Origin of the sequence: Kitasatospora sp. MBT66, assembly GCF_000710405.2 — a bacterium.
GTDB lineage: Bacteria > Actinomycetota > Actinomycetes > Streptomycetales > Streptomycetaceae > Kitasatospora > Kitasatospora purpeofusca.
Map to the genome: position 1 here is coordinate 784,440 of NZ_JAIY01000010.1, position 23,144 is coordinate 807,583.

Annotated in this window: 21 protein-coding genes and 1 riboswitch; of the genes, 10 read left to right on the forward strand and 11 right to left on the reverse strand. The window is 74.0% G+C overall.

Going from position 1 to position 23,144, the window contains the following annotated elements:
* Positions 1-2: 2 nt before the first annotated feature.
* Together BI06_RS28190 and metF are read right to left on the reverse strand one after the other, a co-directional pair.
* Complete coding sequence (locus BI06_RS28190; RefSeq protein WP_043472389.1) at positions 3-1,010, reverse strand: hypothetical protein; 1,008 nt, start codon at positions 1,008-1,010, stop codon at positions 3-5.
* 143 nt (positions 1,011-1,153) lie between these two features.
* Positions 1,154-2,068, reverse strand: a complete 915-nt coding sequence (gene metF, locus BI06_RS28195) for a methylenetetrahydrofolate reductase [NAD(P)H] (RefSeq protein ID WP_030391468.1) — start codon at positions 2,066-2,068, stop codon at positions 1,154-1,156.
* Positions 2,069-2,287: 219 nt separating this feature from the next.
* On the opposite strand from metF, the gene BI06_RS28200 reads away from it, so the two are divergent.
* Positions 2,288-3,394: a polyprenyl synthetase family protein gene (locus BI06_RS28200; protein ID WP_233290309.1), complete on the forward strand. Its 1,107-nt coding sequence runs from the start codon at positions 2,288-2,290 to the stop codon at positions 3,392-3,394.
* Between the two features lie 61 nt (positions 3,395-3,455).
* Here the strand turns inward: BI06_RS28200 and thiE are convergent, their stop codons facing one another.
* The 3 genes from thiE to BI06_RS28215 all read right to left on the reverse strand — a co-directional run bounded on the left by thiE (position 3,456) and on the right by BI06_RS28215 (position 5,754).
* Positions 3,456-4,103, reverse strand: coding sequence for a thiamine phosphate synthase (thiE, locus tag BI06_RS28205; RefSeq protein WP_030391470.1), 648 nt, complete (start codon positions 4,101-4,103; stop codon positions 3,456-3,458).
* On the reverse strand, positions 4,097-4,462 hold the full coding sequence (locus BI06_RS28210; RefSeq protein ID WP_030391471.1) for an Rv2175c family DNA-binding protein: 366 nt from the start codon (positions 4,460-4,462) through the stop codon (positions 4,097-4,099). The genes thiE and BI06_RS28210 overlap by 7 nt, the downstream gene beginning before the upstream one ends.
* 65 nt (positions 4,463-4,527) lie before the next feature.
* Positions 4,528-5,754, reverse strand: coding sequence for an FAD-dependent oxidoreductase (locus tag BI06_RS28215; RefSeq protein WP_051742003.1), 1,227 nt, complete (start codon positions 5,752-5,754; stop codon positions 4,528-4,530).
* 108 nt (positions 5,755-5,862) lie between these two features.
* Positions 5,863-5,975: riboswitch (TPP riboswitch) on the forward strand.
* Here BI06_RS28215 and thiO point away from each other — a divergent pair.
* The 4 genes from thiO (at position 5,970) to pknB (ending at position 10,068) form a co-directional block, all read left to right on the forward strand.
* Positions 5,970-7,133 (forward strand): glycine oxidase ThiO, encoded by a 1,164-nt coding sequence (thiO, locus tag BI06_RS28220; RefSeq protein WP_030391473.1) that lies wholly within the window; start codon positions 5,970-5,972, stop codon positions 7,131-7,133. Its footprint overlaps the riboswitch before it by 6 nt.
* The gene (gene thiS, locus BI06_RS28225) at positions 7,130-7,363 is read left to right on the forward strand and encodes a sulfur carrier protein ThiS (protein WP_030391474.1); all 234 of its coding nucleotides are present in this window, start codon (positions 7,130-7,132) and stop codon (positions 7,361-7,363) included. Before thiO ends, thiS begins: the two co-directional genes overlap by 4 nt.
* Before the next feature lie 3 nt (positions 7,364-7,366).
* Entirely contained in the window at positions 7,367-8,164 is a 798-nt protein-coding gene (locus tag BI06_RS28230; protein ID WP_043472391.1) for a thiazole synthase, read from the forward strand.
* A 107-nt stretch (positions 8,165-8,271) separates the two neighbouring features.
* Complete coding sequence (gene pknB, locus BI06_RS28235) at positions 8,272-10,068, forward strand: Stk1 family PASTA domain-containing Ser/Thr kinase (protein WP_082558719.1); 1,797 nt, start codon at positions 8,272-8,274, stop codon at positions 10,066-10,068.
* A 60-nt stretch (positions 10,069-10,128) separates the two neighbouring features.
* On the opposite strand, the gene BI06_RS28240 is transcribed toward pknB, so the two are convergent.
* Positions 10,129-10,758, reverse strand: a complete 630-nt coding sequence (locus BI06_RS28240; RefSeq protein WP_043472393.1) for a sulfite oxidase-like oxidoreductase — start codon at positions 10,756-10,758, stop codon at positions 10,129-10,131.
* A 235-nt stretch (positions 10,759-10,993) separates the two neighbouring features.
* Here BI06_RS28240 and bfr point away from each other — a divergent pair, with 235 nt between their 5' ends.
* A complete protein-coding gene (bfr, locus tag BI06_RS28245) occupies positions 10,994-11,473 on the forward strand; it encodes a bacterioferritin (RefSeq protein WP_030391478.1) in 480 nt (159 codons plus the stop codon).
* Between the two features lie 34 nt (positions 11,474-11,507).
* Here bfr and BI06_RS28250 read toward each other — a convergent pair whose 3' ends face one another.
* Entirely contained in the window at positions 11,508-11,789 is a 282-nt protein-coding gene (locus BI06_RS28250) for a bacterioferritin-associated ferredoxin (protein WP_051742008.1), read from the reverse strand.
* 154 nt (positions 11,790-11,943) lie between these two features.
* Positions 11,944-13,281 (reverse strand): class II 3-deoxy-7-phosphoheptulonate synthase, encoded by a 1,338-nt coding sequence (locus BI06_RS28255; RefSeq protein ID WP_030391480.1) that lies wholly within the window; start codon positions 13,279-13,281, stop codon positions 11,944-11,946.
* 310 nt (positions 13,282-13,591) lie between these two features.
* Here BI06_RS28255 and BI06_RS28260 point away from each other — a divergent pair, with 310 nt between their 5' ends.
* On the forward strand, positions 13,592-15,529 hold the full coding sequence (locus tag BI06_RS28260) for an anthranilate synthase family protein (protein WP_043472395.1): 1,938 nt from the start codon (positions 13,592-13,594) through the stop codon (positions 15,527-15,529).
* A gap of 69 nt (positions 15,530-15,598) precedes the next feature.
* On the opposite strand, the gene BI06_RS28265 is transcribed toward BI06_RS28260, so the two are convergent.
* From BI06_RS28265 to BI06_RS28275, 3 genes are read right to left on the reverse strand one after another with little or no spacing between them, the layout of a single operon-like run.
* Positions 15,599-16,297: a response regulator transcription factor gene (locus BI06_RS28265; RefSeq protein WP_043472397.1), complete on the reverse strand. Its 699-nt coding sequence runs from the start codon at positions 16,295-16,297 to the stop codon at positions 15,599-15,601.
* A 25-nt stretch (positions 16,298-16,322) separates the two neighbouring features.
* Positions 16,323-17,540 carry a MacS family sensor histidine kinase gene (gene macS, locus BI06_RS28270; protein WP_369826237.1) on the reverse strand — a complete coding sequence of 406 codons (1,218 nt, stop codon included), beginning with the start codon at positions 17,538-17,540 and terminating at the stop codon, positions 16,323-16,325.
* A gap of 37 nt (positions 17,541-17,577) precedes the next feature.
* Positions 17,578-18,426 carry a 1-acyl-sn-glycerol-3-phosphate acyltransferase gene (locus tag BI06_RS28275; protein WP_043473288.1) on the reverse strand — a complete coding sequence of 283 codons (849 nt, stop codon included), beginning with the start codon at positions 18,424-18,426 and terminating at the stop codon, positions 17,578-17,580.
* 286 nt (positions 18,427-18,712) lie between these two features.
* Here BI06_RS28275 and BI06_RS28280 point away from each other — a divergent pair, with 286 nt between their 5' ends.
* The 3 genes from BI06_RS28280 to BI06_RS28290 all read left to right on the forward strand — a co-directional run bounded on the left by BI06_RS28280 (position 18,713) and on the right by BI06_RS28290 (position 23,115).
* Positions 18,713-19,507 (forward strand): carboxylesterase, encoded by a 795-nt coding sequence (locus BI06_RS28280; protein WP_037778630.1) that lies wholly within the window; start codon positions 18,713-18,715, stop codon positions 19,505-19,507.
* 10 nt (positions 19,508-19,517) lie between these two features.
* On the forward strand, positions 19,518-20,387 hold the full coding sequence (locus tag BI06_RS53875) for a hypothetical protein (protein ID WP_051742009.1): 870 nt from the start codon (positions 19,518-19,520) through the stop codon (positions 20,385-20,387).
* Positions 20,388-20,820: 433 nt separating this feature from the next.
* The gene (locus BI06_RS28290; protein ID WP_051742011.1) at positions 20,821-23,115 is read left to right on the forward strand and encodes a DUF11 domain-containing protein; all 2,295 of its coding nucleotides are present in this window, start codon (positions 20,821-20,823) and stop codon (positions 23,113-23,115) included.
* The last annotated feature ends 29 nt before the right edge of the window (positions 23,116-23,144 follow it).

A 23,144-nucleotide genomic window follows, 5' to 3' on the forward strand; every position in this document is an offset into this window, starting at 1 on the left:
GCTCAGCCCTGGTGCTGCTGCCAGGTGGGCTGCTGCTGGTAGCCGTACTGGTCGTACTGCGGCTGCGGCTGCTGCGGGATGCCGGTGGTGTGCTGCTGGTCGGGCTGCTGCTGGGCCTGCCACTGCTGCTGTTGCTGCTGGTCGTAGCCGTACTGGCCGCTGTGCTGCGGGTCGTTCAGCGGATCGTGCTGCTGCTCGTGCGGCTGGGGCTGCTGGTAGGCCGCGTAGGGGTCCGGCTGCTGCTGGTAACCGCCGTACGGGTCCTGCTGCTGGTAGCCGCCGTAGCCCTGGTCGTAGCCGAACACCGGCTGCTGCTGGGCCTGCCACTGCTGCTGTTGCTGCTGGTCGTAGCCGTACTGGCCGGCCTGCTGCTGGAGCTGCTGCAGCGCCGGGTCGTAGCCGCCCTGGTAGGCCTCCGCGTAGGCGTCCTGCTGGGGCTGCTGGGACTGCTGCGACAGCGCCTGGGCGGTCTCGACCGCATGGAGCACCTCGGTCTGCTGCTGCTCGTAGTAGGCGGCGGCGTAGACCCCGTCGGCGGCCAGCTCCTGCATCTCGAAGGCGGCGGTCTGCTCGACGGGCACCTCCTCCGGCAGCCGGGGCGCGCTGTCCGCGGCCGGCCGGGCCTCCTCGACGGCGCCGACCTCGCCGACCCGCTCCGCCGCGACCACGGTCGCGGCGGCGACCGCGCCGCCGCCGGTGAGCGCGCCGAGCAGCGGCACCTTGGCGAGCGGCCCGGGCAGGCTCCCGTCCGCGCGGCGCAGCGACCAGCCGGCCGCGTACCCGCGCTTCACCGAGAGCGTCACGAAGGTCTGGCCCACCGCGAACATCGCGGCGCCGCCGCCGATCACCGGGACCGAGCCCATCGCCATGCCGCCGGCCACCGCGAGGAAGCCGACCAGGGCGAGGCCGCGCCAGTGCAGCGGGGCACGGTTCTGGAACAGCAGCTCGGCCACCAGCCAGAGCGCGACCACCGCCAACGCGGCGTACAGCAGCAGGTACCCGATCCCCATCCCGCCCGCTACCTCCAGTCGCGTGCCCGCGCCCGCCGCGCGTGTGCCGCGACTGTACCCGTTCAACGGCCCGGGTACCGCATCGCGTTCCCACCCGTCGGGCGTACCGGGAAGGGCGTCCCGAAGGGTGGGAAGCGCGCAGCTCAGCGCTGGTGCAGACCGAGGTTCTGGTAGATCTCCAGGGTCGCGGTGGAGTGGTTCAGGGTGATGAAGTGCAGGCCGGGGGCACCCTCGGCGAGCAGCCGCTCGGACATCGCGGTGGCGTGCTCCATCCCGATCTCGCGCAGCGCCACCGGGTCGTCGATGACCGCGCGCAGCCCGGCCTCCAGCTCGGCCGGGAAGGGCGCGCCGCTCAGCTGGGGGAACCGCTCCAGCTGCCGGGCGTTGGTGACCGGCATGATCTCCGGGATGATCGGCGTCTCGCAGCCGGCGGCCGTCACCCGGTCGCGCAGCCGCAGGTAGTCGTCGACCTCGAAGAACATCTGGGTGATGGCGTAGTCGGCCCCGGAGCGGATCTTCGCCACGAAGTGCCGGATGTCCTCGTCCCAGTCGGTCGACCGCGGGTGCATGTTGGGCGAGGCCGCCACGCCGACGCAGAAGTCGCCGATGCCCTTGATCAGCTCGACCAGCTCGTAGGCGTAGGTGACGCCCTCCGGGTGGCGGACCCACTCGCCCATCGGGTCGCCGGGCGGGTCGCCGCGCACCGCGAGGACGTTGCGGACCCCCTGGTCGGCGTACTGGCCGATGATGTTGCGCAGCTCCGCGACCGAGTGGTCGACGGCGGTCAGGTGGGCGACCGGGGTGAGCGTGGTCTCGGTGGCGATCCGGCCGACCATGTTCACCGTGCGCTCCCGCGAGGAGCCGCCGGCGCCGTAGGTCATGCAGACGAAGTTGGGGTCGAGCGGTTCGAGCCGCCGGATGGCGTCCCAGAGCTTCTGCTCGCCGACCTCGGTGCGGGGCGGCATGAACTCGAAGGAGAAGGACCGCTTGCCCGCCGCCAGCAGGTCGCGGACGGTCTGTGCGCGGTCCGGTCTGGTCGAAGCGATACCGAGTGCCATGGTGGCAGGTTAGCCGTCGGCGGAAGGGCACGGACAACTCCGTCCCATGTTTTGAGACATTGGATGGACGGGGGGCGAACCCCGGACGGACGGCACCGGGGGCGGGTGCGACACCCGTGTGAACAGCGCTTCACCCGTCCGGCCGGAACTCGCCCGTACGGCTGTTCTCCTCCGCCCCGGATACCCTTGCTGCACCACAGCTACCTCCGGAGCCCCATCGTGACCTCGTCCAGCCCGCGGCCGGCCAACCCCATTGACATGGAGGACGTGCGCGAGCGCGTCAACGCCGCCCTCGTCGGCTTCATGGACGGCCAGTCGGCCCTGCTCAGCAAGGTCTCCCCGCAGCTGGACCCGGTCACCGACGCGCTGCGGGACTTCCTGCTGGACGGCGGCAAGCGGCTCCGCCCGGCCTTCTGCTACTGGGGCTGGCGCGGCGCCGGCGGCCCGGCGAGGGGCGAGGGGATCACCCGGGCGGCGGCGGCGCTGGAGCTGCTTCAGGCCAGCGCGCTGGTCCACGACGACCTCATGGACCGCAGCGACACCCGGCGCGGCCTGCCCTCCGTGCACCGCCGCTTCGAGGCGCTGCACCGCGCCCGGGGGTGGCGCGGCGACCGCGAGCAGTACGGCGCCTCGGCCGCGGTGCTGCTCGGCGACCTGCTGCTGATCTGGTGCGACGAACTGTTCCTGAACTCCGGCCTGGACCCGGAGGCGGTGCTGGCCGCCAAGCCGATGTTCGACCTGATGCGCACCGAGGTCATGGTCGGCCAGTACCTGGACGTGCTGGAGCCGGTCGCCGGGGACTCCACCGACGGCGGCGCGCTGGAGCGGGCGCAGACCGTCCTGCACTACAAGTCGGCCAAGTACACGATCGAGCGGCCGCTCCAGGTCGGCGCGCTGCTCGCGGGCGCCGAGCCCCGGCTGGTGGAGGCCTACGGGGCGTTCGGCCTGCCGCTGGGCGAGGCGTTCCAGCTGCGGGACGACCTGCTCGGTGTGTTCGGCGACCCGGCGGTCACCGGCAAGCCGGCCGGCGACGACCTGCGCGAGGGCAAGCGGACGCTGCTGGTCGCGCACGCCATGCGGGGGCTGCCGGCCGACGAGGCGCGCCGGCTGGACGAGCGGCTGGGCGCACCCGACCTGACGCCCGCCGAGGTCGCCGGGCTGCGCGAGCTGGTGGCCCGCAGCGGGGCCCCGGAGCGGGTGGAGCGGCGGATCGACGAGCTGCTGCGCCAGTCGCTGGGGGCGCTGGACGCGGCCCCGCTGGCGGACGGGCAGGCCCGGACGGCCCTGCTGGCACTGGCCGAGGCCGCCACCGTCCGCAAGTACTGAGCCTGACGACGACGGCCCCGGAAGAGCGCGAGGGCCTCGGAAGGGCCCACGGGCCCCGGGGTCAGACGGCGCGCAGCCGCCGGGCGAACTCGGCGGCCGCCGCGCCCGGGTCCTCGGCCGCGGTGATGGCCCGGACGACCACCACCCGGTGGGCCCCGGCGGCCAGCACCTCGTCCAGGTTGCCGAGGTCGATCCCGCCGATCGCGAACCACGGCCGCCCGGTGGACAGCTTCGCCGCGTACTCGACCAGGCCGAGTCCCGGCGCGAAGCGGCCCGGCTTGGTCGGGGTCGGCCAGACCGGACCGGTGCAGAAGTAGTCGACGCCGGGCTCGACGGCCGCCGCGTCCACCTCCGACTCGGCGTGGCAGGAGCGCCCGATCAGCACGTCCTCGCCGAGGATCGCGCGGGCGGCCGGCACCGGCAGGTCGTCCTGCCCGAGGTGCAGCACGTCGGGGCCGGCCGCGTGGGCGACATCGGCCCGGTCGTTGACCGCGAGCAGCTTGCCGTGCCGGCGGCAGGCGTCGGCGAAGACCTCCAGCGCGGCCAGCTCCTGCTTGGCCTCCAGGCCCTTGTCCCGGAGCTGGACGATGTCCACGCCGCCGGCCAGCGCGGCGTCCAGGAACTCCGCCAGGTCGCCCTGCTCGCGCCGGGCGTCGGTGCACAGGTACAGCCGGGCGTCGGCGAGCCGGTCGCGCCGGTCCGTCACCACGCCATCGCCTGGGCCCGGCGCTTGACCTCGGTGGCCCGGTTCTCGCAGAGCGCCTGCATCGGGGTGCCGGGCAGCGACGGGTCCTCGGTGAACATCCACACCAGGATCTCGTCGTCGTTGAAGCCGCTGTCGCGCAGCACCGTCAGCGTGCCGAGCAGGTGCTTCACCAGGCCGGTCTCGTCGATGAAGGCCGCCGGGACCTGCAGCGACTTGTTGGGGCCGCGGCGGACGGCGATCAGCTCACCCTTCTTGACCATGTTGCGGACCTCGGTGATCACCACACCCCACCGCTCGGAGATGTCCGGCAGGTAGAGCCACGCGGGGACCAGGGATTCAATCTTGGCTTCGATCTCACTCACCCCCCCAGACTGCCACCTCCGCAGCCCCCCGCGCACCAATCGCCCTCCCGGCGGCCGCCCCGCGGCTACCCGGCGAGCGCCGACTTCAGCGGAACGGCCGGGTCGGCCGCCCGGGCCCGGTCCAGTACGGCGCCGCGCTCGACCAGCCGGCGGCCCTGGGTCAGGTCGCGCGGCCGGTCCACCGCGAGCAGCGCCCGCAGCACGCCGTCGCGCAGCCACAGCACCGACCAGTCGGCGTCGTCCGGCGAGCCGCGCCAGAGCAGCTCGTCCTCCGCGCCGTGCCGCCCGGCGTACTGCACCATCCGCCCGAACTGCTCCGACCAGAAGTACTGCACCGGGTCGTACGGCGGCGCGTCCGTGCCGAGCAGGGTGGCGGCGGCGGCCTCGCCGGACTGCAGCGCGTGATCCCAGTGCTGGACGGTCAGCCGGGCGCCGGAGCGCGCCGAGGGGTAGCCGACGCAGTCGCCGGCCGCGAGCACGCCCGGCACGGTGGCGCGCAGCCGCTCGTCCACCAGGACGGCGCCGGCCGCGTCCAGCGCGACGCCGGTGCCGGCCAGCCAGCCGGTGGCCGGGCGGGCGCCGATGCCGACCACGACCTCGTCCGCGGGCAGCCGCGAGCCGTCGGCGAGCAGCACCGCGCCCGGTTCGACGGCGGCCACCCCGGTGCCGCAGCGCAGCCCGATCCCGGCCTCGGCGTACCAGGCGGCCATCGCCCGGCCGACCTCGGTGGGCAGCGCGCCGGGGACGGGCGCCGGACCGGCCTCGACCACGGTCACCTCGCAGCCGGCCGCCCGGGCGGCGGTGGCCACCTCGGCACCGATCCAGCCCGCCCCGACCAGCACCAGGCGCAGGCCGGGGCGGAGCAGGGCGCGCAGCGCCAGCGCGTCGTCCAGGGTGTGCAGCAGGTGGGCCCGCTCCGCTCCGGGCAGGACCCGCGGTTCGGAGCCGGTGGCGATCAGCAGCGCGTCGTACCGGACGTCCCCGGCGTCGGTGTGCAGCGTGCCGGCCGCGCCGGGGCCGCCCGGGGTGAGCCCGGTGGCGCGGCGGCCGGTGAGCAGTTCGACGTCGAGCTGCCCGAAGTCGAGGTCGAGCGCGGTGCTGTCGGTCTTGCCGAGCAGGACGTCCTTGGAGAGCGGCGGCCGGTCGTAGGGCGCGTGCGGCTCCTCGCCGACCAGCGTGATCCGCCCCTCCCAGCCGTCCCGCCGCAGCACCGCGGCGCACTGCGCCCCGGCCAGCCCGGCGCCGACCACGACCACCCGATCCGTCTGTCCCGTACCGCTCAGCTCAGCCACGCCCGTCACTGTACTGAGCCCGGTCGCAGGCCCTCGGACCTAGGACCGCCTCCGGGCCGGGGCCCTCACGGGCACCTTCAGCGGCCGGACCCCCCGGAGTTAAGGTGGGGGCACCATCACGGGAGCCCGGCGGACCGGGCTGAGAGGCGGGCTGGCACGGCCCGCGACCGTCCGAACCTGATCCGGGTCATACCGGCGAAGGGAGAGCAGCGACTTTGACACGCTTGGCATCGGGCGACCGCGCCGAGGTGCTGGTGGTCGGCGGCGGGATCATCGGGCTCGTGGTCGCCTGGCAGGCGGCCCGGCGGGGCCTCGGGGTCACCGTGCTCGACCCGGCCCCCGGCGGCGGCGCCGCCCAGGTCGCGGCCGGCATGCTCGCCCCGGTCACCGAACTCCAGTACGGCGAGGAGCCCCTGCTCCACCTCGGCATGGCCTCCAACGAGCGCTGGGCGGCCTTCGCCGCCGACCTGACCGAGGCGAGCGGCGGCCTGGACACCGGCTACCGGCAGTGCGGCACCCTCGCCGTCGCCCTGGACTCCGACGACCGCGAGGAACTGCGCGAACTGCACGCCTTCCACCGGCGGCTCGGCCTGGACTCGCAGTGGCTCACCGGCCGCGAGGCCCGCCGGCTGGAGCCGATGCTCGCCCCCGGCGTGCGCGGCGGACTGCACGTCACCGACGACCACCAGGTGGACGGCCGCCGGCTGGCCGCCGCCCTGGTCCGGGCCTGCGAACGGGCCGGCGCGGTGCTGCGCCGCGCCGAGGCCGCCGAACTGCTGGTCGAGGGCGACCGGGCCACCGGCGTCCGGCTCGCCGACGGCACGGTCCTCGGCGCCGGGCAGGTCGTGCTCGCGGCCGGCTCGCGCAGCCACCTGCTGGCCGGCCTGCCGCCCGGCGTGCTGCCCGCGATCCGCCCGGTCAAGGGCCAGGTGCTGCGGCTGCGGGTGCCGGAGGCCTACCGGCCGTTCCTGTCCCGCAACGTCCGCGCCGTCGTCCGCGGCGGCCACATCTACCTGGTGCCGCGTGCCGACGGCGAGCTGGTGATCGGCGCGACCACCGAGGAGCAGGGCCACGACACCACGGTCACCGCCGGCGGCGTCTACGAGCTGCTGCGCGACGCGCACGAGCTGGTGCCCGGCATCACCGAGCTGCCGCTGGTGGAGACCGGCGCCGGACTGCGGCCCGGCTCGCCGGACAACGCGCCGCTACTCGGCCCGACCGCCCTGCCCGGCCTGGTCGCCGCCACCGGCCACTACCGCAACGGCGTGCTGCTGACGCCCGTCACCGGCGACCTCCTCGCCGAGTACCTGGCCACCGGCGACCTGCCGGAGCTCGCCCGCCCGTTCTCCCCCCACCGATTCACGAAGGTCCCGGCATGAGCCCCCGCACCAGCGACACCCCCCCGAACGTCCGGCTGAGCGTCAACGGCGAGCCGCGCGAGGTGCCCGCCTCGACCACCCTGGCCGAGGTCGTCGCGACCCTCAGCGAGGCCCACTCCGGGGTCGCCGCCGCCCTCAACGAGACCGTGGTGCCGCGCACCCGGTGGCCGCTCACCGCGCTGTCCGCGGGTGACCGGATCGAAATCCTCACCGCCGTCCAGGGAGGCTGACCGATGGCCGACGACCTTCTCGCCATCGCCGGGGAGTCCTTCTCCTCCCGGCTGATCATGGGCACCGGCGGCGCCCCCAGCCTGGAGATCCTGGAGCAGGCCCTCCAGGCGTCCGGCACCCAGCTGACCACGGTGGCGATGCGCCGGGTCGACGCCGCCACCCAGGGCTCGGTGCTCGACGTCCTGACCCGCAACGGCATCCGGGTGCTGCCCAACACGGCGGGCTGCTTCACCGCCGGCGAGGCCGTGCTGACCGCCCGGCTGGCCCGCGAGGCGCTCGGCACCGACTGGGTGAAGCTCGAGGTGATCGCCGACGAGCGGACCCTGCTGCCGGACCCGATCGAGCTGCTGGACGCCGCCGAGACCCTGGTCGACGACGGCTTCACGGTGCTGCCGTACACCAACGACGACCCGGTGCTGGCCCGCAAGCTGGAGGACGTCGGCTGCGCGGCGATCATGCCGCTGGGCTCGCCGATCGGCTCCGGACTCGGCATCCGCAACCCGCACAACTTCCAGTTGATCGTGGAGGGCGCCGGGGTCCCGGTGGTCCTGGACGCCGGCGCCGGCACCGCCTCGGACGTCGCGCTGGCGATGGAGCTGGGCTGCGCCGCGGTGATGCTGGCCTCCGCGGTCACCCGGGCCCAGGACCCGGTGCTGATGGCCGACGCGATGCGGCACGCCGCCGAGGCCGGCCGGCTCGCGTACCGGGCCGGCCGGATCCCGCGCCGCTTCCACGCCGAGGCCTCCTCCGCGATGGCCGGCCGCGCCGACCTCGACACCCGTGAGCGTCCCGCGTTCTGAGGAGAGTCCGACGTCCGTCCGGTGTCACGAAGCGGGCACAGAGCGGCCCCCGGAGCGGTGTCTCCGGGGGCCCTCCGATCCCGACGGCCTAGACTCGCCGGGTGGACATGGCTTTGCGCGACCCCCTGATCGGTACCCTGCTCGACGGCCGGTACCGGGTCGAGCGGCGGATCGCCGCCGGTGGGATGTCCACCGTGTACCGGGGCACCGACACCCGGCTCGACCGGGTCGTCGCGCTCAAGGTGATGCACCCCTCGCTGGCCGGGGACGCCGCGTTCACCGCCCGCTTCATCCGTGAGGCCAAGGCCGTCGCCCGGCTCGCCCACCCCAACGTGGTCAATGTCTTCGACCAGGGCGCGGACGGCGGCCATGTCTTCCTCGCCATGGAGTACGTTCCCGGCCGCACCCTGCGCGACCTGCTGAACGACCGCGGCGCGCTCTCCGTCCGGGCCGCGCTGGACATCCTGGAGCCGGTGCTCGCCGCGCTCGGCGCCGCCCACCGGGCCGGGCTGGTGCACCGCGACGTCAAGCCCGAGAACGTCCTGATCAACGACGACGGCCTGGTCAAGGTCGCCGACTTCGGCCTGGTCCGGGTGCTGAACGCCGCCGACGGCGCGGCCTCCTCCAGCACCTCGACCACCGACACCGTGCTCGGCACCGTCTCCTACCTGGCGCCCGAACAGATCCACCCCGGCGCCGAGACCGACCGGCGGGTGGACGTCTACGCGGCCGGCATCCTGCTGTACGAGATGCTCACCGGCACCCGGCCGCACACCGGCGAGAACCCGGTCCAGGTGATGTACCGCCATCTGCACGAGGACGTCCCGCCGCCGTCCGCGACCGTGCCCGGCGTGGTGCCCGAACTGGACGCGATAGTGGCCGGGGCCTGCGCCCGCGACCGCGACCTCCGCCCGTACGACGCGGTGGAACTGCTCGCCGCGCTCCAGCGGGTCCGCCGCGGGCTCACGCCTGCCCAGCTGGACGCCGAGCCGCCCGCCTCCACCCGCCCCAGCCCCCGGTACCCGACCGGCGAGGCGACCTCGGTGCTCACCCCGGTGGCCCCGGCGGCCCCGGTCGAGCGCACCAGCGTGCTGGACGTGCCGCCGGACGTCATGGAGCAGCTGCTCACCGAACCCCGCCCGTACGACGAGCCGCCGCCGGACCGGACGCCCCGCGGCCGCCGGTCCGGCTCGGCCCGGCGGTCCGGGTCCTCCCGCCGGCGGCTGCCGCGCAAGCCGCTGGTCTGGGCGGCCGTGCTCACCGCCCTGGTGCTGCTGGTCGGCGGGGCGACGTACGCGATCTCGGGCGCGGTGTACGGCACGGTGCCGGGCGTGCTCGGCAAGGACCGGGCCGAGGCGGAGCGGATCCTCGACGCCGCCGGCATGCACGGGCGGATCACCGAGGTGTACAGCGAGTCCGTCCCGGCCGGCCAGGTGGTCGCGGCCGACCCCGGGGTCGGCACCCGGTCCCGGAAGAGCGACACCGTGACGCTGACCGTCTCGCGCGGGCCGAAGCGGATCGCCGTGCCGGACCTGGTCGGCAAGCCGTCCGCGCAGGCGGCCCCGGCGCTGGCCGGGGTGCAGCTGGCGGCCGGCACGGTGACCTCGACGTTCAGCGACACCGTGCCGGAGGGCTCGGTGATCAGCAGCTCGCCCGCCGCCGGGGAGCAGGTGGCGGAGAACACTCCGGTGGCGCTGGTGGTGAGCAAGGGCATGGTGGCGGTCCCGGACGTGACCGGGATGAGCAAGGAGGCCGCGGAGAAGGCGCTCCAGGCGGCCGGGTTCGCGATGCAGAGCAACGGGGTCAACCTGTTCGGCACCGGCAAGGTGACCGGTCAGTCCCCGGCGGCCGGCGAGCGCAAGCCGCAGCGCACCGTGGTGACGGTCACCTTCCCGTTCTTCTAGGAGCCGCCCCGGTCTCCCCCTCCGGGAGCCGCCCCGGCCCGGGAGCGCGCGCCCCGCGCCCTACCGGAGCGGGCCGTCGCCCGGCTCCTCCTGGTGGGAGTAGCGCTGCTCGCGCCACGGGTCGGCCCGGTTGTGGTAGCCGCGCTCCTCCCAGAAGCCGCGCCGGTCGGCCCGCATGTACTCGACCGCCCGGACCCATTTGGGCCCCTTCCAGGCGTACAGCCGGGGGACGACCAGTCGGACCGGGAAGCCGTGCTCGGCGGTGATCGTCTCGCCGTTGCGGTGGGTGGCGAGCAGGGTGTCGGGGGCGGCGAAGTCGGCGAGCCGCAGATTGGCGCTGTAGCCGTACTCGGCCCAGACCATGACGTGAGTGACATCCCGGTCCGGGGGTACCAGGTCGAGCAGCAGTGCGGCGGACACCCCGGTCCAGTCGCTGTCGAGCACCGAGAAGCGGGTGACGCAGTGCAGATCGGCCCGGACGGTGGTGCGGGGCAGGGCGTTGAAGCCCTCGAAGTCCCAGCTGTGCTTCTCGGCCGAGGCGGTCGCACCGAACACCTGGAGGTCCCAGGTCAGGGGCTTGAACCGGGGCACCGGTCCGTAGTGCAGGGCGGGCCAGCCGCGTTGGACCCGCTGGCCCGGCGGGAGCCGGGGGTCAGACGGCGACGACGGTTCTTGTTCGGACTGACCCATGGATCCATGGTGACAGACGGCGGGCGGCGGGCCGCGCGCGCCCCTTGACCGCCTCGCACGCCCCGCTCGTACGGCTCAAGACCCGGCAAATCGGATATTCCGACACATGTCCTAGTGAGTGTGAACTTACTGGAATTTCTTCCCGCCCCGGTGCCAGGATGCGTGCAGCCGGAGGGTAACGGCCCCGTCCAGCTCCCACAGCAGCCCGCACGCAGAGCAGCAGGAAGGCAGCGCCATGAAGGGCGACACCGAAGTCATCGAGTTCCTGAACGAACAGCTCACCGCCGAGCTGACCGCGATCAATCAGTACTTCCTGCACGCCAAGATGCAGGAGAACTTCGGCTGGACGAAGCTCGCCAAGTACACCCGGCACGAGTCCTTCGACGAGATGAAGCACGCCGAGGTGCTCACCGACCGGATCCTCTTCCTCGACGGCCTGCCCAACTACCAGCGGCTGTTCCACGTCCGGATCGGCCAGACGGTCAAGGAGATGTTCGAGGCGGACCGGCAGGTCGAGGTCGAGGCGATCGACCGGCTCAAGCGCGGGATCGTGGTGATGCGCGCCAAGAACGACGTCACTTCGGCGAACATCTTCGAATCGATCCTGGAGGACGAGGAGCACCACATCGACTACCTCGACACCCAGCTCGAACTGCTGGAGAAGCTCGGGGAGGCGCTCTACCTCGCGCAGCTGATCGAGCAGCCGGAGTCCTGACCGGGGCCGGGCGCCGTGGCCCGCGGGCCGGGGCTCAGGCGACGCGCAGTGCTGCCACGGGTACCGGTGCCGGGACCGGCTCGGAGTCCTCGGAGTCGGCACCCGGATCGGCCAGACCCAGCTTGGCGGCCAGCCGAGCGGTCGGGCAGGGCCGGGCGCCGTGCTCGCCGAGCAGGGCCTGGATGCGCCGGACGCAGGATCCGCAGTCGGTGCCGGCCTTGCAGCCCTTGGCGATCCGGCGCGGGGTGTCGGCCCCCGCGTCTATCGCCCGCTTCACCTGGTCCTCGGTGACCGCATGGCACATGCACACGTACATCGCGGTCTCTCCCGGGGGCTGAGCGAGTGGATCTTGACTAAGGCTTGCCTTAGTTCACTAAGCCTCACCTTACCCGTCGATCCGGGCACGCAAAAGCCTCTCCGGCCGGGGAAAACCCCAGGCCGGAGAGGCTTCGCTCACATTCGGGCCGTTCTCAGACGGTGCCGCGGTACATCTCGGCGACCAGGAAGGCCAGGTCCAGCGACTGGCTGCGGTTGAGCCGCGGGTCGCAGGCCGTCTCGTAGCGCTGGTGCAGGTCGTCGACCAGCACCTCGTCGCCGCCGCCGACGCACTCGGTGACATCGTCGCCGGTCAGCTCCACGTGGATGCCGCCCGGGTGGGTGCCGAGCGCCCGGTGCACCTCGAAGAAGCCCTTGACCTCGTCGAGCACGTCGTCGAAGCGGCGGGTCTTGTGACCGCTGGACGCCTCGAAGGTGTTGCCGTGCATCGGGTCGCAGATCCAGACCGGCTGCGCGCCCGAGGCGGTGACCTTCTCCACCAGGGTCGGCAGGGCGTCGCGGACCTTGCCCGCGCCCATCCGGGTGATGAAGGTGAGCCGGCCGGGCTCGCGCTCCGGGTCCAGCTTCTCGATCAGGGTGAGCGCCTCGTCGACCGTGGTGGTCGGGCCGAGCTTCACACCGATCGGGTTGCGGATCTTCGAGGCGAACTCGATGTGCGCGTGGTCCAGCTGACGGGTGCGCTCGCCGATCCACACCATGTGGCCGGAGACGTCGTACAGCTCGCCGGTGCGCGAGTCCACGCGGGTCAGCGCGGTCTCGTAGTCCAGGACCAGCGCCTCGTGGGACGAGAAGAACTCGACCGTCCGGAACTCCTCCGGCGCGACACCGCAGGCGTTCATGAACGCCAGCGCGTTGTCGATCTCGCGGGCCAGCTGCTCGTAGCGCTGACCGGCCGGCGAGTTGCGCACGAAGTCCTGGTTCCAGGCGTGCACCTGGCGCAGGTCCGCGTAGCCACCGGTGGTGAAGGCGCGCACCAGGTTGAGCGTCGCGGCGGACGCGTTGTACATCCGCTTCAGCCGCTCCGGGTCCGGGATCCGGGACTCGGGGGTGAACTCGAAGCCGTTCACCGAGTCGCCCCGGTAGACCGGCAGGGTCACGCCGTCGCGGGTCTCGGTCGACTTCGAGCGCGGCTTGGAGTACTGGCCAGCGATCCGGCCGACCTTCACCACCGGCACGGAGGCCGCGTAGGTGAGCACGGCCGCCATCTGCAGCAGGGTCTTGAGCTTGTTGCGGATGTGCTCCGCCGAGACGCCGTCGAAGGCCTCGGCGCAGTCGCCGCCCTGCAGCAGGAACGCCTCTCCACGGGCCACGGCTCCGAGTCGGGCGCGCAGCTGGTCGCACTCGCCGGCGAAGACGAGCGGCGGATACGAGGCGAGGTCCGCAAGGGTCTTGCGCAGAGCCTCTTGGTCCGGCCATTCGGGCTGCTGCGCCGCGGGCAGGGTTTGCCAGGTGTGGGGATTCGTCACGGTCACGCGGTCAAGGCTACGGGGTGCGGCAACCGAATTGTGACCACCGCCCGAGGGATGAGACACCTTGCGGACAATCGGGTGACGGGCCTCACGGCCGTCCGGGGATCCGCTAGGCTCGGTCCCGTGAACACGCCGCACACCCGATCCTGGTGGTGGGCCGACCCTCCGGGTGGCCCACAGTCAGCGCGTTCCTAGACGCACACGACGGCCGCCCCCCGGGGCGGCCGTCGGCGTTCCACCAGCCGGTCGGCAGCCTCCCGGAGCGGAAACCCCACCCCGCCGCAGAAGCCATCCCGGAAGGAACGCCGCCACCGTGACCAGTGCCGCCGACCTGCTCGCCCGCCTCACCGCCGCCGACGCGCCGGCCTTCGCCCTGCTGCACCGCCGCACGCCCCGCACCGCCCCGGACACCGTCGAGATCCTGCTCGGCACCGTCGGCAGCCACGACCGGCTGGCCGACCTGCCGGTCCGCCACGGCGTCCCCGCCGACGGCCCCGTGCACGACCTGCTGGCACTGGTCCCCTACCGGCAGATCCGCGAGCGCGGCTTCGAGGCGCACGACGACGACACCCCGCTGCAGGCTCTCTCCGTCACCGAGCAGTACGCCCTGCCGCTGGCCGAGGTCACGGCCGCGCTGCCGCAGCTCCCGGTCGCCCTGACCGACGGCGGCTTCGACATCGACGACGCCGAGTACGCGGAGATCGTCCGCCGGGTGATCGAGGACGAGATCGGCCGCGGCGAGGGCGCCAACTTCGTCATCCGCCGCGACTTCACCGCGACGCTCGAGGACTTCTCGCCCGCGCTCGCCCTCACCCTGTTCCGGCGGCTGCTGGACCAGGAGCGCGGCGCCTACTGGACCTTCCTGGTGCACACCGGCGACCGGGTGCTCGTCGGCGCCTCCCCCGAGGTGCACGTCCGGCAGAGCGGCGGGACGGTCGTGATGAACCCGATCTCCGGCACCTACCGCTATCCCGCGGCCGGCTCCGACCTGGACTCGCTGATCTCCTTCCTCCACGACCCCAAGGAGTTGGAGGAGCTGACCATGGTGGTCGACGAGGAACTCAAGATGATGTGCACCGTCGGCGACCTCGGCGGCCAGGTGCTCGGCCCCCGGCTCAAGGAGATGTCCCACCTCGCGCACACCGAGTACGAGCTGCGCGGCCGCACCTCGCTGGACGTCCGCGAGGTGCTGAAGGAGACCATGTTCGCCGCCACCGTCACCGGCAGCCCGGTGCAGAACGCCACCCGGGTGATCAAGCGGTACGAGCGCGGCGGCCGCGGCTACTACTCCGGCGCGCTCGCCCTGATCGGCCGCTCGGCCAGCGGCGGCCAGCTGCTGGACTCCCCGATCTGCATCCGCACCGCCGACATCGACCCGGCCACCGGCCGGCTCGCCGTCCGGGTCGGCGCCACCCTCGTCCGCCACTCCGACCCGGACGGCGAGGTCGCCGAGACCCACGCCAAGGCCGCCGGGGTGCTCACCGCGATCGGCGCCCGCCCGGCGCCCGCCCGGACGGCCGGCCGGAACAGCCCGCGACTCGCCGACCACCACCGCGTCCAGGCCGCGCTGGACGCCCGCCGGGCCGGCCTCGCCCCGTTCTGGCTGCGGATGCAGCAGCCGGCCCGGATCACCGAGGAGCTGGAGACCCTCGTCGTCGACGGCGAGGACACCTTCACCGCGATGCTCGGCCACCTGCTGACCTCGCTCGGCCACCGGGTCACCGTGGCCCGGTTCGACGAGCCGGGCCTGCGCGAGCGGGTCGCCGCCCACCCCGGCGCGCTGGTGCTCGGCCCCGGCCCGGGCGACCCGGCCGCCACCGACGACCCCAAGATGGCCGTACTGCGCCCGATCGTCACCGACGCGCTGGCCGCCGTCCGGGCCGGCCGGCGCACCGCCCCGCTGCTCGCCGTCTGCCTCAGCCACCAGCTGCTGTCCGGCGCGCTCGGGCTGCCGCTGGTCCGCAAGGCGGTGCCGTACCAGGGCGCGCAGGAGAGCGTGGACCTCTTCGGCGAGCAGCGGACCGTCGGCTTCTACAACACCTTCACGGCGCGCTGCACCGACGCCGACGCCGCCCGGCTGGCCGCCGCCGGCGTCGAGGTGGCCCGGGACCCGCTGACCGGGGACGTGCACGCGCTGCGCGGGCCGGGCTTCGCCGGGCTGCAGTTCCACCCCGAGTCGGTGCTCACCAGGGACGGCGTGGAGATCGTCGCCGGGCTGCTGCGCGGAGCGGTGGCCGGCGTCCCGCGCTGAGCCGCCGTCACCGGGCCGATTCCGGTGACGCCCGGGCGGGGTGGTCTGTCCGCACACCCCGCCCGGGCGTCACACCGCGTCGTCCAGCCCCTGCTCGATCGCGTACCTGACCAGCTCGACCCGGTTGTGCAGCTGGAGCTTGCCCAGGGTGTTCTGGACGTGGTTCTGCACCGTGCGGTGGGAGAGCACCAGCCGATCGGCGATCTGCTTGTACGACAGCCCCTTGGCGACCATCCGCAGCACCTCGGTCTCCCGGGCCGTCAGCTGCGGGACGACCGGCGCGGCCGGGACGGGCGGCTCGGCCGCCAGCCGGCGGAACTCGCCGAGCACCAGCCCGGCCAGGCCGGGGGTGAACACCGCGTCGCCGACGGCGGTGCGGCGCACCGCGTCGAGCAGTTCCTCCCGCCCGGCCGACTTGACCAGGTAGCCGGTCGCACCCGACTTCACCGCCTCCAGCACGTCCGCGTGCTCGCCGCTCGCGGACAGCACCAGGACCCGCACCGACGGGTCGTGCCCGACCACCTGGCGGCAGACCTCGGCGCCGGAAAGGCCGGGCAGGTTGAGGTCGAGCACCACGACCTGCGGGGAGCAGGCGCGGGCCCGGCGGACGGCCTCCTCACCGTCCCCGGCGGTGGCCACCACGTCCAGCCCGGCCTCGGCGAGGTCCCGGGAGACGGCGTCGCGCCACATCGGGTGGTCGTCCACCACCATCACCCGCACCGGACGGGCGGCGGCCGCCTGCTGATCGGTCGACAGGTCGGTGGTCATGCGCGGAACCCTTTCGCGGGAGGTGTCACAGGAGGCCGGCCGGGGCGCCGGACGAGGTGCGCGGGACCCTGAGCTCCACCTCGACGCCCTCCCCGGGCGCCGAGTACAGCTCCGCGGTGCCGCCGAGGTCCAGCAGCCGGCCCCGGATCGACTGGGAGACGCCGAGCCGCCCGGCCCGCTCCGCCTCGCCGAGCCGCCCGGGCGCGAAGCCCGGACCGTCGTCGCGGACCGAGACGGTGACGGCCTCCGGCTCGTCCTCGACCAGGATCCAGGCCCGTGCCCCGGGCCCGGCGTGCCGGCGCACATTGTCCACCGCGGCGCCGACGGCGGCGGCCAGCTCACCGGCGGTCCGCCCGGGCAGCAGCACCGGGGTGCCGGGGGCCGAGACGGTCACCCGCTCGTCGGTGTACGGGGCGAGCAGGGCCCGGAGGTCCTGCGGCTGCTCCGGCGCGCGCTGCTCGGGCAGCGGTCCGCCGCTCATCAGCGCGCGCAGGGCGCGTTCCTGCTCGCCGGCCAGCCGCCCCAGCTCGGTGAGGTCGGCCCCGCCGGCCGGGGGCTCGGTACCCCGGCGCTGGACCAGCGCGAGCACCTGCAGCACCCCGTCGTGGATGTCCCGGGAGAGCCGCTCCCGCTCCCGGGTGGCCGCCTCGACCTGGAGCGCCCGGGTGAGCGTCGCCTCACTGGCCCGGGCCAGTTCGATCACATAGCCGATCGCGCAGCCGGCCACCATGAGCAGCACGATGTTGTGGAGGTTGTCGCCGGTCGCGCCGCCGTGGCCGAGGATGTTGGCCACCCCGATCACCGAGCCGGCCGCCGCCGCCCACCGCCAGCCGCCCCGGCCGGCGAAGCCGAGCACGGTGCCGGCCGCCCAGATGGTGGGCAGGGTCGGCGCGCCGTGGCTGATCCGGGAGGGCTCGTCGACCATGCCGCTCATCACGATGCCGGTGACGACGAGCGTGAGATCGGTGGCGAGCACGTACCAGGTGCAGCGCTGCGGACCGGAGAAGGCCCGGGTGGAGGCGAGCGTCCAGAGGGTCAGCGCGCCGAGGTAGATCCAGCCCGCGACGGGGTGCAGGAACTCCAGGTAGGAGTCGAAGTAGCGGAGCAGCGCGTAGCCCAGGGCCAGCACCCGGAACGAGGAGATCGCCCGCCAGAGCGGCAGTTCGACGGACATGCCGCCCGCCGCCACCGCCGCGCCGACCGTGCCCGGGCGCGCCGCCCCGGCTCTGCCGCCGTCCGTCATCCCTGTCGCCCTCCCCCGGCGCCGGGTCCGCCCCGACTCAGGCCGGCCCGGTGTCCTTCTGCTGCTCCTGCGCGGCCTTCTTCTGCTGGGCCTTCTCCGCCTCGGCCTTCTCCAGCTCGGCCTTCTCCAGCTTCTCCGCCTCGGCCTTCTCGGCCTTGGCGGCGGCCTGCTCGGCCTTCTGCACGGCCTTGCGCTCGGCGTCGGCCTTCTTCTTGTCGTCGGCCAGCTGCCGCTTGGCGGCGGTCGCGTAGATGTCCACGTACTCCTGGCCGGACAGCCGCATGATCTCGTACATCACCTCGTCCGTCACCGAACGGAGGATGAAGCGGTCGTTCTCCATGCCGTGGTAGCGGGAGAAGTCCAGCGGGCGGCCGATCCGGATGCCCGGGCGGGTGCCGAAGTTCGGGATCACCTGGCCGGGCGGCTGCACCTTCTCGGTGTCGATCATCGCGACCGGGATGACCGGCGCGCCGGTGGCCAGGGCGACGCGGGCCAGGCCGCCGACCTTGCCCCGGTAGAGCTTGCCGTCGGGCGAGCGGGTGCCCTCCGGGTAGACGCCGAACAGCTCGCCCCGGTCCAGCACGGCGATCGCCGAGCGGATCGCCGCCTCGCCGGCGCCGCGCACGCCCGAGCGGTCGACCGGGAGCTGGCCGACGCCCTTGAAGAAGGCGGCGGTCAGGCGACCCTTGATGCCCGGCGTGGTGAAGTACTCCGCCTTGGCGATGAAGGTCACCCGGCGCTTGATCAGCGCGGGGAAGAAGAAGGAGTCCGAGAACGAGAGGTGGTTGCTCGCGATGATCGCGGCACCCTCGGTGGGGATGTTCTCCTCACCCTCGATCCACGGCCGGAAGAAGATCCGAAGCAGTGGCGCGACGATCATCTTCATCAGTCGGTAGAACAACCCGGGCCTCCTGTATTGCGGACCGGTCGATCCTAATGCCCTTCGGTGTCCGCCCGTGCCCCGCCCCGCCCCGGCGGGGTGTTCCGGGGGCGGGGCGGCCCGGTGCCCGGCGGGGGTGTACGGGGCGGGCGGGCACGTGGGACGATGCGAATTCCGCAGCCTCCGGTGCCGGCCGGTCCCCGGGCGCTCCCGCACGTCCAGCGCGCACCGCTCGTACCAGCGCCACCTCCAGCGCCACCCTCCAGCGTCCTCGCCCGCGAAGGAGCCCGCCATGTCGCTGCTGCCCGGCGCCGAACCGTACCGCCACCGGGGCGGGCCGGTGGGCGTCCTGCTCTGCCACGGGTTCACCGGCTCCCCGCAGTCGCTGCGGCCGTGGGCCGAGGACCTGGCCCGGGCCGGGTACACGGTCGGGCTGCCGGTGCTGCCGGGCCACGGCACCCGCTGGCAGGACATGCAGCTCACCCGCTGGGAGGACTGGTACGCCGAGGTCGAGCGGGAACTGCTCACGCTGGCCGGGCAGTGCGAGCGGGTCTTCGTCTTCGGGCTGTCGATGGGCGGCGGGCTGGCGCTGCGACTGGCCTCCGTGCACGGGCCGAGGATCGCCGGGCTGGTGCTGGTCAACCCGTCGGTGCGGTCGGACAACCCCGCGAGTGTCATTCTGCCGGTGCTGCGGCACCTGGTGCCGAGCGTGCCCGGCGTCGCCAACGACATCGCCCGGCCCGGCGCGGACGAGCTGGCCTACGACCGCACCCCGCTGCACGCCGCCTGGTCGCTGGCCCGGCTCTGGAAGGACGTCCAGGCCCGGCTGCCCCGGGTGACCCAGCCGGTGCTGCTCTTCCGCAGCCCGCAGGACCACGTGGTCTCCGCGGCCAACTCCGAGCTGGTGCTGGCCCGGATATCCTCGACCGATGTGACGGAGCGGCTGTGCCAGCGCAGCTACCACGTCGCGACGCTGGACCACGACGCGGGGGAAATATTCGCGGCCGCCCAGGACTTCATCCGACGGTTGGCTCCCGCGCACGCGGCGGGCGTCACTCCGGTGAAATCCGACCACCACCAAGGCTGAAGGGCCGGAAGTGCACGAGAGCAGCACGGCGGGCGGCGAGGACGACGCGCCCCGCGAGGACGGTGCGACCACGGGCGGCGCGCGGCCGGGCGCCGGGCGGGCCGACGGCGAGCAGACGGGCCGGGGCCCGGCCGGGGGCGCGGCGGCCCCGGCGACGGGCGGCGAGGCCACGACGGCCGGCGCGTCCGGGTCCGGCTCGGGGACGGCCTCGGGTCCGGTTTCCGGCTCGGGTCCGGTTTCCGCTTCGGGCACGGCTTCGGGCACGGCTTCGGGCTCCGGCTCCGGTGACGCCCCGGTGGCGGGCGACGGCGGCGGGGCGGCCGAGCCGTCCCGGACGCGGCGCGCGCCCGAGCGCAGCCAGGCCGAGCAGGACGAGATCTTCGCCGCGCTGGTCGCCCAGTTCGACGACCCGGTGGACCTCAACAACCCCAACTGGCCCGAGGTCGAGAACCTCCGGGCACGCAACGAGCTCAAGGGCTTCAAGGACCCCGGCGCCGACCGGCTCCCCGGCGATCCCGGCGACCTCTCCGACCTGGCGCCCCAGCCGCGCCCCCGCTCCGGCCGTCCGGTGATGCCGGCCGCCGGCTCCGCCGGGCCGCGCGACTTCGAGCTGTCCGAGGAGACCGACGAGGGCCACTTCGTCCCGCCGGAGCCGCCGCCGCTGCCCGAGGCCGACACCACCGCCAAGTTCGCCTGGCTGGCGGTGCTCGGCGGTCCGGCGCTGCTGCTCTTCGACGCGGTGGTCTGGCGCGAGGTCTCCGGCTGGCCGGCCTGGGTCGGCGTGGCCTCCTTCCTCGGCGGTTTCGCCACCCTGGTGGTCCGGATGAAGGACCGCGACGAGGACGAGCCCGAGGACCCGCACGGCGGCGCCGTCGTCTGACCCCTCCGCTTCCCTCGCCCGGGCCGCTCCCGGACGTCCGTCGCACGGCCTCCCGGGCACCGCCCGGGAGGCCGTCGGCGTGCCGGACCGGTTCCGCGGTCACTCCTCGGGGTGGAGTTCGGCGGCCAGTGGGTGCAGTGGCGCCCGGCCCTGCCGGGCCGTCGCGGGGGGCGACCCGAAGCTGTGTGCCGACGCCCCGGACCGGGTGCCCGTCGTGCACGAAGGGGCCGGTCCGGGGTGGCGGGTGCGCGGTGCACCCGTGAGGCGACGCCGCCACCGCGAGGACCTCGGCACGAGGACCACCGGACCATTGGTCGGCGTGACGACGAGGAGACTCGAAGTGGACCGTTTGCCCACGTCCAAATCCAAGCCCGAGCGGGGGTCCGGACCGAGATCCGGCGCCTGGCCGGGATCCGGTCGGCTGGGCGCGGCAGTGGCCGCCGGCCTGCTGCTCGCACTGGCGGTCCCCGGGGCGGCGCTCGCCGCGCCCGGCGACCTCGATCCGGCCTTCGGCACCGGCGGGAGGACGACCACCGACTTCGGCGGCGGGGGCGACGAAGCCCGCGGTGTCGTCGTCCAGGCGGACGGCCGGATCGTCGTGGCCGGCTACGCGGGTGCCGGCGACGACTTCGCCCTCGCCCGGTACAACACCGACGGCTCGCTGGACACCGGCTTCGGCACCGGCGGCAAGGTGACGACGGACTTCGCCGGCGGCTCGGACGAGGCCCGCGGCCTCGCCCTCCAGGCCGACGGCAGGATCGTGGCGGTCGGGCGCAGCGAGGTGCCCGAAGGCGGCGTCGGCTGGTTCTCGGTGGCCCGGTACAACACCGACGGCTCGCTGGACACCGGCTTCGGCACCGGCGGCAAGGTGACCGTCGACTTCGGCACCGGCGGCGCCGACGACGCGTTCGGCGCGGCGGTGCAGGGTGACGGGCGGATCGTCGTCGCGGGTCTGACGGGAGGTGACTTCGCGCTGGCCCGGCTCAATGCCGACGGCACCCTCGACAGCGGCTTCGACTCCGACGGCAAGGTCACCACCGACTTCGACGGCGGCGCCGACGCGGCCCGCGCCGTGGCGGTGCAGAGCGACGGGAGGATCGTCGCCGCCGGGTACACCGGCAGCGGCGGAGGCAACTACGACTTCGCCCTCGCCCGGTACACCGCGAGCGGCGCCCTCGACACGAGCTTCAGCAGCGACGGCAAGGTCGCCACGACGTTCGGCGGCGTCGAGTTCGCCCACGCGGTGGCCCTGCAGCCCGATGGGAAGATCGTCGCCGCCGGGTACACCGGCAGCGATTTCGCGCTGGCCCGCTACAACAGCGCCGGCAACCTCGACGGCGGTTTCGACACCGACGGCAAGGTCACCACCGACTTCGGCGGCAGCGAGATCGCCTACGGCGTCGCGGTGCAGTCCGGCGGCTCGATCGTCGCCGTCGGCTCCACGGTGTCGGGCGGCGCCAGTGACTTCGCGCTCGCCCGCTACACCCCGAGCGGCGCCCTCGACACCGGCTTCAGCGGCGACGGCAGGACCACCACCGACTTCGGCGGGGGCTTCGACCAGGCGCTGGGCACCGCCGTCCAGGCGGACGGCCGGATCCTCGCGGCCGGCTTCAGCGACGGTGACGCGGCCCTCGCCCGCTACGACGGCGCGGCCGGCACGCCGGCCGGGGTCGACCTCTCGGTCACCAAGACCGGCCCCGCCACCGTCACCGCCGGCGGCCAGGCCCCGTACACCGTGACGGTCACCAACAACAGCGCCGCGGCCGCCACCGGGGTGACCCTCACGGACTCGCTCACCGGCCCGGGCACCGTGCTCTCGGCCACGCCGGGCCAGGGCAGCTGCACCACCACCGCCACCGGCGCCAACTGCGCTCTCGGCACCCTCGCGGCGGGCGCGAGCACCACCGTCACCGTCACGGTCGGCACCAGCGGCGCGGGCAGCCTCACCGACACCGCCACCGTCGGCGCCACCCAGAGCGACCCCGTCCCGGCCAACAACACCGCCACCGCCACCACCACGGTGAACGCCCCGGCCGGTGTCGACCTGGCCGTCACCCGGAGCGCTCCCAGCACCACCAGCATCGGCGACACCCCGTCGTACACCGTGACGGTCACCAACCGCGGCACCGGCCAGAGCGCCACGGGCGTCACCCTCACGGACACGCTCACCGGCCCGGGCACCGTGCTCTCGGCCACGCCGGGCCAGGGCAGCTGCACCACCACCGCCACCGGCGCCAACTGCGCTCTCGGCACCCTCGCGGCGGGCGCGAGCACCACCGTCACGGTGACCGTCGAGCCCCGGGCCACCGGCACCCTCACCGACACCGCCACCGTCGGCGCCACCCAGAGCGACCCCGTCCCGGCCAACAACACCGCCACCACGAACACCGGCGTCAACAACGCCCACGGCTGCACGATCATCGGTACCGCCAACGGCGAGACCCTGTTCGGCACCGGCGGCAGCGACGTCATCTGCGCCCTCGGCGGCAACGACACGGTCAACGCGGGCGGCGGCAACGACACCGTCTACGCCGGCTCGGGCAACGACACGGTCGACGGCGGGTCCGGCAACGACACGCTCCTCGGCGGCCTCGGCAACGACCGTCTGACCGGTGGCATCGGCAACGACTCGCTCAACGGCGGCCCCGGCACCGACACCCTGAACGGTGGCTCCGGCACCGACAGTTGCACCGCGGCGGCGGGTGACACCGTCATCAGCTGCCCTTAGCACTCCCCCGGCGGTACGTCGGCGCGGCG

Bases quoted from the DNA above. Each gene is read 5' to 3' on its own strand.
- BI06_RS28190 (WP_043472389.1), bottom strand. From the start codon at position 1,010: ATGGGGATCGGGTACCTGCTGCTGTACGCCGCGTTGGCGGTGGTCGCG.
- metF (WP_030391468.1), bottom strand. From the start codon at position 2,068: ATGGCACTCGGTATCGCTTCGACCAGACCGGACCGCGCACAGACCGTC.
- thiS (WP_030391474.1), top strand. From the start codon at position 7,130: ATGAGCCCCCGCACCAGCGACACCCCCCCGAACGTCCGGCTGAGCGTC.
- BI06_RS28230 (WP_043472391.1), top strand. From the start codon at position 7,367: ATGGCCGACGACCTTCTCGCCATCGCCGGGGAGTCCTTCTCCTCCCGG.
- pknB (WP_082558719.1), top strand. From the start codon at position 8,272: ATGGCTTTGCGCGACCCCCTGATCGGTACCCTGCTCGACGGCCGGTAC.
- BI06_RS28240 (WP_043472393.1), bottom strand. From the start codon at position 10,758: ATGGGTCAGTCCGAACAAGAACCGTCGTCGCCGTCTGACCCCCGGCTC.
- bfr (WP_030391478.1), top strand. From the start codon at position 10,994: ATGAAGGGCGACACCGAAGTCATCGAGTTCCTGAACGAACAGCTCACC.
- BI06_RS28250 (WP_051742008.1), bottom strand. From the start codon at position 11,789: ATGTACGTGTGCATGTGCCATGCGGTCACCGAGGACCAGGTGAAGCGG.
- BI06_RS28265 (WP_043472397.1), bottom strand. From the start codon at position 16,297: ATGACCACCGACCTGTCGACCGATCAGCAGGCGGCCGCCGCCCGTCCG.
- macS (WP_369826237.1), bottom strand. From the start codon at position 17,540: ATGACGGACGGCGGCAGAGCCGGGGCGGCGCGCCCGGGCACGGTCGGC.
- BI06_RS28275 (WP_043473288.1), bottom strand. From the start codon at position 18,426: ATGAAGATGATCGTCGCGCCACTGCTTCGGATCTTCTTCCGGCCGTGG.
- BI06_RS28280 (WP_037778630.1), top strand. From the start codon at position 18,713: ATGTCGCTGCTGCCCGGCGCCGAACCGTACCGCCACCGGGGCGGGCCG.